The sequence below is a fragment of the Staphylococcus sp. NRL 16/872 genome (genome assembly GCF_022815905.2).
GTDB lineage: Bacteria > Bacillota > Bacilli > Staphylococcales > Staphylococcaceae > Staphylococcus.
This window is the reverse complement of sequence record NZ_CP119327.1, coordinates 1342499-1355570: the sequence shown is the minus strand read 5'-3', so window position 1 is coordinate 1355570 and position 13072 is coordinate 1342499. Positions and strand designations below refer to the sequence as shown.

Sequence of the window (13072 nt, the reverse complement as noted above, 5' to 3'; positions counted from 1 at the left end):
GGCTCCTCTTATCTTTCTTCACAATATTTTTCGAAAAGAGTTTGTAATTGATTAATAACATCCATCACGTCATGACCTTCAATTTGATGACGTTCAATCATTTCAGTAATTTTGCCATCTTTAACAAGAGCAAATGATGGACTTGATGGAGCATAGCCTTCAAAATAATCTCTTGCTTGTTGTGTTGCTTCTTTATCTTGACCAGCAAATACAGTTACTAATCTATCTGGTAATTTATCATAATGTAAAGCGTGACTTGCAGCTGGACGTGCAATGCCTCCTGCGCAACCACATACAGAGTTAACCATAACTAATGATGTACCGTTTTGTTGTAATACTTTATCTACTTCTTCAGCAGTTGTTAATTGTTCATAACCTGCAGATTCAATTTCATTACGTGCCTGGTCAACTACGCCATTCATATATAAATCAAAATTTAAGTCCATGAGAATCACCTTTCTATCATTTCTTTAGTTATTGTCATTCTACTAATTTAATAAACAGAGTTCAAATAGCTTGTCTAACGATTGGTGAACTTTCCCTTATTAAAACTAGTAAATATTAGTATTTTCAACTGAATAATTCTCAATGCGTTGTTTTACTTGAGACATGAAACGACCAGTTTGTACGCCGTCAAGGATACGATGGTCAATAGAAATACATAAATTCACCATGCTTCTAATCGCTATCATGTCATCAATAACGACAGGTCGTTTGACAATCGATTCCACTTGCAAGATAGCAGCTTGAGGATGATTAATAATACCCATTGACGATACAGAACCAAATGTTCCGGTATTATTAACAGTAAATGTACCACCTGACATATCTTCTTGAGTTAATTTACCATTATGTGCTTTAAGTGCTAATTCATTAACTTCTCTAGCAATGCCTTTTATAGATTTTTCATCTGCATTTTTAATGACAGGGACATATAACTTATCTTCATCAGCTACCGCAATAGAAATATTGATTTCTTTATGCAATACAATCTCGTTGCCATCCCAACTACTATTTAATAGTGGGTTTGCTTTTAGCGCTTCAGCTACTGCTTTTACGAAGAAAGCAAAATACGTTAAGTTATATCCTTCATTTTCTTTAAAACTATTTTTGTGATAATTTCTCGTTTTTACCAAATTAGTAGCATCTACTTCAACCATCATCCAGCCATGAGGAATTTCAGTAACACTTGTCACCATGTTTTGTGCAATTGCTTTACGTACACCTTTTACTGGAATGACTTGGTCATTTTGATTTGATGATTGAGGTGTTACTGGCACATCTTGAGTTTTTAATTTATCTTTTGGCGCAGATGATTGCGTCGGTTGAGAAGTATTATTATGGCTTGATTTAATATAAGCTTCGATATCTTTTTTAGTAACTCTATTTTCAAAACCAGTACCAGGTACTAACGATAAATCTACGTTATTTTCTGAAGCAATTTTAAATACTACAGGAGAAAAACGACCATTATTTTTAGGTGCAGATGATTGCGATTGAGATTGTGACTGAGATTGAAGCGATTGTTGAGGCCCATTTGCGTTATTATGCTGATCACTATTCTTATTATTGATTGTAAGTTGATCATCACCACTCAAATTCACATTAAGTTGTTGGTCCTCATTATCATTCGACTCTGATTCATTTTCATTTTCAATCTTGCAAATCACATGATTGATTTCGACTGTTTCACCTTCATTTACACATAGCTCAGTAATGATACCTGAACTCGTTGAAGGCACTTCTGCAGTCACTTTATCAGTTACAACTTCACATAGTGGTTCATATTCATCAACGTGGTCTCCTACAGACACTAACCATTGTTCAATCGTACCTTCGTGTACACTTTCCCCTAATTTTGGCATTTTAATATCCATAATATTGCCTCCTTAAAATTGCGCAAGTTCGCGCATTTTATCTAAGATTTTGTCAGGGTTCATCATGACTTCATTTTCAAGATTAGGTGAAAATGGCATTGAAGGCACATCAGGTCCAGCAAGTCGCATAATTGGTGCATCTAAATCAAACAAGCAGTTCTCAGCAATAATAGCTGAAACTTCTGACATAATACTACCTTCTAGATTATCTTCTGTAACAAGTAAAATTTTGCCATTATTTTTAGCTCGTTCAATAATCGTTTGTTTGTCTAAAGGATAAACGGTACGTAAATCAACCACTTCTACACTAATGCCATCTGCAGCTAATATATCAGCAGCTTGAAGACAATAGTTTACGCATAAGCCATATGTGAAGACAGTAATATCTTCGCCTTCACGTTTAACGTCTGCTTTTCCTAATGGAACAGTGTAATAGTCTTCTGGTACTTCTTCTTTTAAGAAACGATATGCTTTCTTATGTTCAAAGAATAACACTGGATCATTAGATTCAATAGATGATAATAATAGACCTTTAGCGTCATATGGTGAAGACGGTATAACAATAGTTAATCCAGGTGTAGATGCAAAGATGCTTTCTACACTTTGTGAATGATATAAACCGCCATGGACGCCACCGCCGAATGGTGCTCGTATTGTTAAAGGACATTGCCAGTCATTATTTGAACGATATCGCATTTTAGCAGCTTCACTAATAATTTGATTTACTGCAGGTAAAATGAAATCAGCAAATTGAATTTCCGCGATCGGACGTTTTCCTAACATTGCAGCCCCGATTGCAGTACCAATGATATTTGATTCAGCTAACGGCGTATCTATTACACGTTCGACACCATATTTTTCTTGTAAACCACGAGTAGCACCAAATACGCCACCTTTACGACCTACATCCTCACCTAAAATGAAGACGTTTTTATTTTGTTCCATTGCTAAATCCTGTGCTTGTTGAATGGCCTCAATATAGCTCATTTTAGTCATTAGTTATACCTCCTTCAGGGTCATATACATATTGATACACTTCATTTACTGAAGGATAAGGTGCTTGCTCAGCATCTTTAGTTGCTTTATTCACGATAGCTTTGTGCTCTTCTTCAACTTCACTTAACCATTTTTCATCAATAACGCCTTGTTCTAATAGGTAATCTTTAAATTTTAAATTGCAATCCAATATTTTTAAAGATTCACGTTCTTCTTTTGTACGATATGTATCATCATCGTCTGAAGAATGAGGTGTCATACGGCTAGTAACTGCTTCAATAAGCGTTGCACCTTCTCCGCTTAGAGCTCTTTCTCTAGCTTCTTTCATAGCTTTATACATTGCAATTGGATCATTACCATCTACAGTTTCTCCATAAATGCCATAACCAGCAGCTCTATCAGATAATTTTTCTGCAGCATATTGTAAAGAATCAGGTACTGAAATCGCATATTTATTATTTATAATGACACAAACGAATGGTAAGTTATGAACACCCGCGAAATTTAAGCCTTCATGGAAATCACCTTGGTTGGAACTACCTTCACCTACAGTTGCTGTAGATATATTTGATTTTCCATCCATTTTTAATGCTAGAGCAGCTCCTACAGAATGTGGTATTTGCGTTGCTACTGGAGAACTTTGTGATAGTATGCCTTTTTCACGATGACTAAAATGCGATGGCATTTGTTTACCGCCAGAATTAATATCATCTTTTTTACCAAATGAAGCTAGCATTGTGTCATAAGGCGAAATACCCATATAAGTGACAAACGCTAAATCTCTATAGTAAGGTGATGAAATGTCTCCTTCTTTCATGGCATAAGCCATACCAATTTGTGTTGCTTCTTGACCTTGGCCACTTACGACAAAAGGTATTTTACCAGCGCGGTTAAGCAACCATAATCTTTCATCTACTTTTCTTCCTAAATCCATCCATTTATAGATTTGTTTGAGGTCTTCTTCTGTAAGGCCGACAGATTTATAATCAATCATCCGATATTTTCCTCCCTGTTAAACATGAATTGCTCTATTTTCTATTTTTAATCCTAATTCCATTAATACTTCAGATATGGAGGGATGTGCATGTGTAGTTAGACCTAATTCTAATGCAGAACCATTCATAAATTGTAATAAAGCTGCTTCGTTTATTAATTCAGAAGCATGTGGTCCTATCATGCTTAAACCAATAATTTCATCGTTATCTTGATTGATGACAACTTCACAAAATCCTCGTTGCTTTGCATCCTCATCGATAACTGCTTTTCCTATCGCGTTAAATGATGCTTTATATGTACGTGTATTTATTCCTTGAGATTTAGCTATTTCATTGTTCATCCCAATGGATGCTATTTCAGGATAAGTATATACGCATTTAGGCATTAAATTATAATCTAACGGTATTGGTGGTGTACTGAACATATGTTCAACTGCAATCACACCTTCTTTTGAAGCAACATGTGCAAGTTGTAATTTTCCGATACAATCACCAGCAGCATAAATATGTGCATCCTCTGTCTGTTGAAAAAGATTAACCTCGATATAGCCAGCATTATCTGTTTTAATTTTTGTATTATTTAAGCCAATGTCAGATGTATTAGGCATACGCCCTATAGCTATTAAAACTTTTTCAGCTTCAACAGATTGGTCGTTATTCACCGTTATTGATACATTGTCCGCAGTAATTGAAATTGAAGATTCATCTAATTGACAATTTTCAAAAAATGTTACGCCTCTCTGCTCTAAATTATCTTTAAGGAATTTAGCGATTTGATTACTCTCAGTAGGCAAGATACGTTCATTCGCTTCAATCACTGAAACCTTTACACCTAAATCAATTAAAAGCGAAGCAAATTCAAGTCCTATTACTCCCCCACCAATAATAGCTATACTATTAGGCAATTCCGGCATCTCTAATAAGTCATTGCTCGAAATAATATGTTCGTTATCAAAGTCTAAGAATGGCAATGGTCTAGGACTTGTACCAGTTGCAATCAATACATATTGATTCGGCAATAATTCAGACTCTCCATTACTATATTCCACTGATATTGTACCACTTTGTGGAGAAAAGATTGAAGTGCCCATAATACGACCAGTTCCATTGTAAACATCGATATGGTTTTTTGACATTAGTGCGTTAACACCGTTATGCATTTGTTCAACAATCTCAGTCTTTCTTGCCATCATTTTTGAAAAATCAATCGTAAAGTCATTCACGTTAACACCAAAGTTTGAAGATTGTTTGACTGTGCGTGTCACTTCAGCCGATTTTAATAGCGCTTTAGTTGGGATACAACCTTTATGTAAACATGTGCCACCTAACAAAGATTGTTCAACCACAGCTACTGTTTTGCCCAGTTGTGAGGCACGGATGGCTGCTACATATCCTGCAGTTCCTCCACCTAACACGACTAGGTCATATTGTTTTTCAGACATGTTCTTACTCCTAACTTGTCTAAACTTAGATAGAGAGCGTGAAACGATTCAGTTCACACCCTCTTATAAGTTGAAATTATTTATACTTAATTATTTTACATCAAATTTATAAATTCTGAAAATAACCCTTACTATTTTATACAACTATTTTCTACGATTTTGTTCAATCATTTCTTTAGCATTTTCACGCGTTAAATCAGTCACGCTTGCACCTGAAATCATACGCGCAATTTCATCTATTTTATCACCGTCTTCAAGTTCTTTCACTTGAGTAGTAGTACGCTCTTCATTTGAAGCTTTACTAATTAATAAGTGATGATCACTCATAGAGGCAACTTGAGGTAAATGTGAGATACAAATAACTTGAATATACTGTGCTATATCACGCATTTTCTCAGCCATTTTTTGTGCTGCTTGACCTGATACACCTGAATCTACTTCGTCAAATAAAATTGCTGTTTGACCTCTAGATTGAACAAATATACTTTTTAGAGCTAACATAATACGCGACAGTTCCCCACCTGAAGCGATTTTATTTAAACTTTTAAGTGACTCACCTTTATTTGGGCTAATTAAGAATTCTACAAATTCTATACCTTCTATTGTCGGCTTATCAAGAGGTTGAAAAGAAATTTCAAGATTTGCATCTTTCATTTGTAAATTTTGAATTTCTTTAACGATGTGATCTCTTAATTCACGCGCAACTTTACGACGTTCTTTAGAAAGAGTTTTACCAACTTCAAGTACTTTTTTATAAAGTTGACATATTTCTTCTCTTAATTGAGTTGTACTTTCTTCGTAATTTTCAATTTTAGAAATTTCACTCTCAAGTTTATCTTGATATGTGATTAATTCGTTAATATCTTTTCCGTATTTACGTTTAAGATTATTCAGCAAATTCATTCTAGACTCAAGTTCATTTAATACTTGCTCATCAAATTCTGTATTGGACATTTCATCATAAAGTTCATGTTTAGCATCTTCAAGCGTATAATAAAATTGGTCGACATCTTCTTTTAATTTATTGTATTTATTTGGAAGAATATCGTTGATAGATTGAAGATGATTACTTAATTCATATAGTCTATCAGTAATAGCATGCTCATCAGTTAAAGTAACATGCGCATTATTTAAAGCTAAGCTTAATTTTTCAGAGTTTTGAATCCTACGTATATCAGCTTCTAGTTGTTCTGTCTCCCCTTCTTTTAAGGAAGCTTCTTTTAATTCTTCAAATTGGAATTTCATCAAGTCTAAGCGTTGTAACAAAGCTTGATCTGCAGATTCAAGTTCCTCTAATTCTTTAGTTTTAATTTTGTATTCATTAAATAATTGTTGATAGTTTTCTTGAGTATCTAAATACTTATCTTCAGCATAATCATCTAATAATTTAAGATGATATTTTTGTTTTAATAATACCTGCGTTTCATGTTGTCCATGTATATCTAAAAGCTCTTGCATTACTTTACGCAAATCTTGAAGCGTAACAGTTTGATTATTGATTTTACATATACTTTTCCCAGAGCTGAAAATTTCTCTTTTAACTATTAAAAAATCTTCATCAATGTCAATATCTAAACTTTTTAAGATTGAAATTGCATCTTTACTATTATCAATATCAAATATGCCTTCAATAATTGCTTTTTTCTCTCCATGCCTTACATAGTCTGATGAAGCACGCATACCAATCAATTGTCCGATTGCATCTATAATAATTGATTTACCAGAACCAGTTTCCCCACTTAAAACAGTTAAGCCATCTGAAAATTGAATTTCCAGTTCATCAATGATTGCAAATTGTTTTATTGATAAGGTTTGTAACATGAATTCATCGCATCCTTATAATAAATTAAAAATTCTAGTTTTAATTGTATTACTTGCTTCTTCATCTTTACAAATTAAAAGGCAAGTGTCGTCTCCACAAATAGTTCCTAAAACTTCATCCCAATCAATTTGATCAAGAATAGCGCCAATTGATTGGGCATTTCCAGGAAGCGTTTTTAAAACAAGTAAATTTCCTGTTCCTTCAATATTGACGAAAGAATCCATTAAATATCGGCCCAGTTTTTCAAGAGGATGATATTTACGATCATTTGGTAAACTGTAAACATATTGACCTGAAGGTGTAGGTACTTTAATTAATTGTAGTTCTTTTATATCTCGTGAAACGGTTGCTTGAGTAACATTTAAATCATATTCATTTAGCCGTTTAACTAGTTCATCTTGGGTTTCAATCTGTTCACTTGAGATAATTTCTCGGATTTTAATATGTCTCACTGATTTCTTAGCCATTGTGAACACTCCTAGTTTCGAATATTTATACATTGATTTTAACACAACAATTTAGTAACTACTACTAAATTAAACTTGTTACAAATGTTGTCATATCAAACATTTAAGGTTGAATTTTATAGATACATATATTTCGGAAAATGCATTTATTACATTTAAATGTATAAAGTTATACATATTAAAGAGATAATTTTGCTATTTTAAAATATAGATTTATCTTTTATAAGAAAAAACCTTCTAAGTAATAACACATAGAAGGTTTTAAATAATATTATTTTAGTTAGTGATCTCTGTTATAAAATAAATCTATAATGTCTAACAATTGAGTAATATCATACTGAGATTTAAGAGGATTTAATGCCTCGATTGCTTTATTTCTATGATATTCTAATTTTTCTTCAGCCCCTGTTTTACCTAGTAAAGACACATAAGTGCTTTTATTATTTTCTAAATCGCTACCTACTTTTTTACCTAATTTTTGTTCGTCTCCATAAATGTCTAACAAATCATCTTTAATTTGGAACATTAAACCTAAATTATCACTAAATTTTTCTAATGCTATTGAAATTGTTTCGTTTACTTCAGCAATATCGGCTGCACTTAAAATAGCAAACTGTAATAATGCACCTGTTTTAGCTCTATGAATTTGTTCAAGTGTGGTTAAATCTACAGACTTTTCTTCGCTTGCCATATCTAATGTTTGTCCTCCGACCATTCCTAAATGACCACTACCGTGGGCTAAACGTGAGATAACTTTCACTTTAACTTCAGGTTTAAGTAATTTATCATTTGCTACGACTTCGAATGCTTTAGTTAATAAAGCATCACCAGCAAGTATAGCTTTCCATTCACCATAAACTTTATGATTTGTAAGTTTACCTCGTCTATAATCGTCATTATCCATAGCAGGTAAGTCATCATGTACAAGTGAATAAGTATGAATCATTTCAAGTGCTAAAGCTGTTTGAAGTCCCTTATTATAATCCTCATTTAAAACATTTAAAGTTAATAAAACAAGTAAAGGACGAATACGTTTACCACCAGCATTTAGAGAATAACGCATACTTTCTTCTAAATTTGTATTAAGTGAAGAATCTTCAATTCTCTCATTAAGTAAGGTATTAATTTGTTCAATTAATTCATTTGTTGATAATTTACTCATTATCGGCACCCTCTGTTTCATCTTTAATTAATTGATTCACTTTATTTTCAGCATCTTTCAAAGTTGTTTCGCAAGCAGCAGATAATTTCATTCCTCGTTGGTATAGATTCAATGATTCTTCTAATGAAACTGTTTCATTATCTAATTTTTGAACTATATTTTCTAATTCTTGCATCATTTCTTCAAAACTTTGTTGTTCTTTACTCATCTTTACACCTAACTTTCTTAACGATAGCGTTGACATCTCCATCTTTCATAGATAATGTAATCTCGTCGTTTTCTTTTAAATCATGTGTACTTGTTATGAACTTATCATTTTTATTAACGATTGTATAACCTCGTAACATAATATTAGTAGGACTTAAATTATTAAGTTGTTCTATCTTATTCTGTAATTTAATTCTACTATTTTCTATATTTTGATTAGTTACATTAATTAAACGATTACGATGATTTGATACTGTTTTTTGGTTTTGAATAATAGTTCGATTGAAATTTTTTAAATTAAAATGATTTTGTAATAATTTAATATTGTTTTTCTTACTTTCAATACTTAGTACAAGATTTTGCTTCAATTGTTTTTCTAAATCATCTCTACGTTGTAATTGTTGATCATATAGTAATGATGGTTGCTTGAATTTATAATATGATGCTAAATAATCTAAACGTTTATTTTGTTTTTCAACGTATTGTTTAATAAACTTCGTCAATGAAAATTGATATTGCTTAATTTGTTGTAATAATTCATATTGATCTGGTGTGGCAATAACTGCAGCTTGAGTAGGTGTAGCTGCTCTAACATCTGCAACAAAGTCACTCAATGTAAAATCAGTTTCGTGGCCAACTGCTGAAATAATGGGCGTTTTACAATTAAAAATAGCTTTTACCACTTCTTCTTCATTAAAGTTCCATAAATCCTCTATAGAACCCCCGCCACGACCTAAAATTATCGTATCTACACTTAAACTATCAGCATATTTAATTTTTTCGATAATATCATTTTTAGCTTGAGCCCCTTGTACTAAAGTGCTAATGGACATCTTTTCTGCAAGAGGATAACGGCTATTAATCGTTGAGTGAATATCACGTATTGCTGCACCAGTGCTTGCAGTCAAGATGGCTATTTTTTTAGGATATTTAGGTATTGGCTTTTTATATTCTTTATTGAAAAAGCCTTCTTTTGCTAACTTTTGTTTAAGTTCTTCTAATTTTTGGTATAGATTTCCAATACCATCAAGTTCCATTTTGTTAACGTAGATTTGATAATTACCTCGACGTTCATATACTGAAACCCTAGCTTCAAGTAATACTTCATCGCCCTCTTTAGGATTAAATGTAAGTTGAGAAGCGTTCCCTTTAAACATCATTGCATTGATAACACTATCTTTATCCTTAACATTAAAGTACAAATGACCACTTGAATGCTTTTTAAAATTTGATAGTTCACCTTTAAGTAGCACAGATTGCAAATGCGGATCTTGATCAAATTTGTACTTAATGTATTTAGTTAGAGTTGTAACACTTAAATATTCTGACATATATATCACTCAATATTATTTTTTTATATTGCTTAGTACACCATTAATAAATTTGTAATGATCATCATCACTGAATTGTTTAGTAAGTTCAACGGCTTCGTTAATAATTACTTTTGGAGGTGTTTCACTATGAAGAAGTTCAAAAGTAGCCATTCGTAAAATTATACGATCACTTTTTAATAAACGTTGGATTGACCAATCTTTAAGTTTAGGTTCGATTGTTTCATCAAGGACCGGCTCATGATCTTTGACGCCAGTTACTAACCAATGAATGAAATCAAAATCTAAATCCGGATAATCATCTTTAATAAAGTTGATCGCCTCATTAATAGTCAAATCTGTATCTTTCATTTCTAATTGAAATAATGTTTGAAATGCTTGTTTTCTAGATTCTTTACGACTCATAACAAACTCCTTATTTTAATATTTGTTCTAATCTATTCAGCAGTAATATGCATGATATGAATGTTAATCTCTTTAGGTTCAATAGCAGTCATTGTTTTAATAGAATTGAAAATATTTGCTTGGATTTTACTAGCAAACTTAGAGATTTTAACTCCGTGTTTAATAGAACAGTAAACATCGATATGAATACCATCATCTTTTGCTTCAATTTTTAAATTTTTACTTAAATTCTTTCTACTGATTTTTTCTAAATTAGTAGTGTTTAAGTCGGCGAAATGTCCAGTTACTCCCTCAATTTCTGATACTGCGATGCTCGCGATAACTGAAATGACTTCAGGTGCAATTTCTACTTTCCCTAAATTTGAATTTGAATAATCTGCTACTTTTACCATTTGATTTAACCCCCTACTCATTATCATCCATAATATTATACTTTTCTAAGAAATTTGTATTAAAATTACCACTTCTAAAAATATCGTTATTCATTAATTTTAAATGGAACGGAATTGTAGTATCAATTCCTAATATTAGATACTCACTTAATGCTCTAATACCAGTCATAATCGCTTCATCTCTAGTTGGTTCATGCACGATTAATTTAGCTACCATTGAATCATAATATGGAGGTATAGTGTAATTTGTATAACAAGCTGATTCAATTCGAACACCATATCCTCCTGGTGCTATATATTGTGTTATTTTCCCTGGAGAAGGCATAAAATTTTTATACGGATTCTCAGCGTTTATTCTATATTCAATTGCATGACCATTAATTGAAATATCTTTTTGTTTGTAAGGTAGCGGTTCTCCCATAGCTACTTTTAGTTGAAGTTTAACTAAATCGATACCTGTTACCATTTCAGTTACTGGATGTTCTACTTGAATACGCGTATTCATTTCCATGAAGTAGAATTTATCATCATTTAAATCATAAATAAATTCAATTGTACCTGCGTTTTCATAGTTAACTGCCTTAGCAGCTCTGACAGCAGCATCTCCCATTTCTTGACGTGTTTTTTCAGAAAGAATTGGAGAAGGAGATTCTTCTACTAACTTTTGCATACGTCTTTGGATTGTACAATCACGTTCACCCAAATGAATGACATTACCAAATTGATCGCCAATCACTTGAATTTCAATGTGACGGAAGTTTTCGATGAATTTTTCAAGATACAATCCACCATTTCCGAATGCAGTTTCTGCTTCTTGTTGTGTCATGCGGAAACCATTTTCTAATTCTGTTTCATCACGAGCGACACGAATTCCTTTGCCGCCACCACCAGCAGTAGCTTTGATAATCACTGGATATCCGATGTCATTGGCAATTTTTTTAGCATCATTTATTGTTTCAACTAGACCATCGCTACCAGGCACAACAGGAACGTTTGCTGCTATCATTTCCGCTTTAGCCACGTCTTTAATACCCATTTTTTGTATAGATTCATAACTTGGGCCAATAAACTTCAATTGACATGCTTCACATAATTCAGCGAAATCGCCATTTTCAGCTAAAAATCCATAACCAGGATGAACACCGTCACAACCTGTAGACGTTGCTATAGATAAGATATTAGGAATATTTAAATATGAATCTTTAGACTGAGTAGGACCAACGCAATATGCTTCATCAGCAATTTGAGTATGTAATGCGTCTTTATCTCCTTCAGAATAGATTGCAACAGTTTGAATACCTAAATCATGACATGCTCTAATAATTCTAACCGCAATTTCACCTCGGTTAGCAATTAAAATCTTTTTCATTATTTCACCTTAAATAACGGTTGGCCATACTCTACCATTTGTCCGTCTTCTACTAATATTTCTACGATTTCACCAGAAACCTCTGCTTGTATTTCGTTAAATAATTTCATAGCTTCTAAAATGCATACTGTTGAATCATCCGATACTTTATCGCCTACTTTAACATATGCATCCTCTTCAGGTGACGGCGATTTATAAAATGTACCGACCATAGGAGCATTAATTGTTTGATAGTTAGTTTCTGTCTCAGAAACATTCTCAGAACTTGATGGTTGCGTAGTTTCAGCTGTCGTTTGTGGTTGAGAAGCTGAAGATTGTGGCGCTACTACAGGAGCCTGTGGTTGCGCATATTGTGGCGTAATAATTTCAGTTTCTTTTTGTTTTTTTAAATTAACTACGCTACCTTTATTATCTTCAATATTGATTTCAGTTAAACTTGATTGATCCAGAATTTCGATTAATTCTTTTATTTCTTTAAAATTCATAGGTTAATGACTCCTTGACTTAGTTTTCATCTACCAATCTATTTTACTTGACTGTTTCAACCAATTCAAGCATGTGTCATTTTCAATTCAATTGTTAGAGATTATTCTTATATTTTCTTGGT

Annotated in this window: 14 protein-coding genes; all 14 read right to left on the bottom strand. The window is 32.6% G+C overall.

What is annotated here, in order from left to right; all coding sequences use genetic code 11:
- Nucleotides 1-8: 8 nt before the first annotated feature.
- The 14 genes from brxB to accB all read right to left on the bottom strand — a co-directional run bounded on the left by brxB (nt 9) and on the right by accB (nt 12950).
- Entirely contained in the window at nt 9-446 is a 438-nt protein-coding gene (gene brxB / locus MT340_RS06835) for a bacilliredoxin BrxB (protein ID WP_243589299.1), read from the bottom strand.
- Between the two features lie 105 nt (nt 447-551).
- A complete protein-coding gene (locus MT340_RS06830) occupies nt 552-1877 on the bottom strand; it encodes a dihydrolipoamide acetyltransferase family protein (RefSeq protein WP_243589298.1) in 1326 nt (441 codons plus the stop codon).
- Between the two features lie 12 nt (nt 1878-1889).
- Nucleotides 1890-2873 (bottom strand): alpha-ketoacid dehydrogenase subunit beta, encoded by a 984-nt coding sequence (locus tag MT340_RS06825; RefSeq protein ID WP_243589297.1) that lies wholly within the window; start codon nt 2871-2873, stop codon nt 1890-1892.
- Nucleotides 2866-3867, bottom strand: a complete 1002-nt coding sequence (locus MT340_RS06820; RefSeq protein ID WP_243589296.1) for a thiamine pyrophosphate-dependent dehydrogenase E1 component subunit alpha — start codon at nt 3865-3867, stop codon at nt 2866-2868. Before MT340_RS06820 ends, MT340_RS06825 begins: the two co-directional genes overlap by 8 nt.
- Nucleotides 3868-3885: 18 nt before the next feature.
- Entirely contained in the window at nt 3886-5310 is a 1425-nt protein-coding gene (lpdA, locus tag MT340_RS06815; protein WP_243603701.1) for a dihydrolipoyl dehydrogenase, read from the bottom strand.
- 144 nt (nt 5311-5454) lie between these two features.
- The gene (recN, locus tag MT340_RS06810; protein ID WP_243603700.1) at nt 5455-7131 is read right to left on the bottom strand and encodes a DNA repair protein RecN; all 1677 of its coding nucleotides are present in this window, start codon (nt 7129-7131) and stop codon (nt 5455-5457) included.
- Nucleotides 7132-7146: 15 nt separating this feature from the next.
- Nucleotides 7147-7599, bottom strand: coding sequence for a transcriptional regulator AhrC/ArgR (gene ahrC, locus MT340_RS06805; protein WP_103297133.1), 453 nt, complete (start codon nt 7597-7599; stop codon nt 7147-7149).
- A gap of 280 nt (nt 7600-7879) precedes the next feature.
- Nucleotides 7880-8761 (bottom strand): polyprenyl synthetase family protein, encoded by an 882-nt coding sequence (locus tag MT340_RS06800; protein WP_243589293.1) that lies wholly within the window; start codon nt 8759-8761, stop codon nt 7880-7882.
- The gene (locus MT340_RS06795; RefSeq protein ID WP_103297135.1) at nt 8754-8969 is read right to left on the bottom strand and encodes an exodeoxyribonuclease VII small subunit; all 216 of its coding nucleotides are present in this window, start codon (nt 8967-8969) and stop codon (nt 8754-8756) included. Before MT340_RS06795 ends, MT340_RS06800 begins: the two co-directional genes overlap by 8 nt.
- A complete protein-coding gene (gene xseA / locus MT340_RS06790) occupies nt 8962-10299 on the bottom strand; it encodes an exodeoxyribonuclease VII large subunit (protein ID WP_243589292.1) in 1338 nt (445 codons plus the stop codon). Before xseA ends, MT340_RS06795 begins: the two co-directional genes overlap by 8 nt.
- Nucleotides 10300-10314: 15 nt before the next feature.
- Nucleotides 10315-10704 carry a transcription antitermination factor NusB gene (gene nusB, locus MT340_RS06785; protein ID WP_103328165.1) on the bottom strand — a complete coding sequence of 130 codons (390 nt, stop codon included), beginning with the start codon at nt 10702-10704 and terminating at the stop codon, nt 10315-10317.
- A 32-nt stretch (nt 10705-10736) separates the two neighbouring features.
- On the bottom strand, nt 10737-11096 hold the full coding sequence (locus MT340_RS06780) for an Asp23/Gls24 family envelope stress response protein (RefSeq protein WP_243589291.1): 360 nt from the start codon (nt 11094-11096) through the stop codon (nt 10737-10739).
- A 13-nt stretch (nt 11097-11109) separates the two neighbouring features.
- Nucleotides 11110-12465, bottom strand: a complete 1356-nt coding sequence (gene accC, locus MT340_RS06775; protein ID WP_243589290.1) for an acetyl-CoA carboxylase biotin carboxylase subunit — start codon at nt 12463-12465, stop codon at nt 11110-11112.
- Nucleotides 12465-12950, bottom strand: a complete 486-nt coding sequence (gene accB / locus MT340_RS06770) for an acetyl-CoA carboxylase biotin carboxyl carrier protein (RefSeq protein WP_243589289.1) — start codon at nt 12948-12950, stop codon at nt 12465-12467. Before accB ends, accC begins: the two co-directional genes overlap by 1 nt.
- Between the last annotated feature and the right edge of the window lie 122 nt (nt 12951-13072).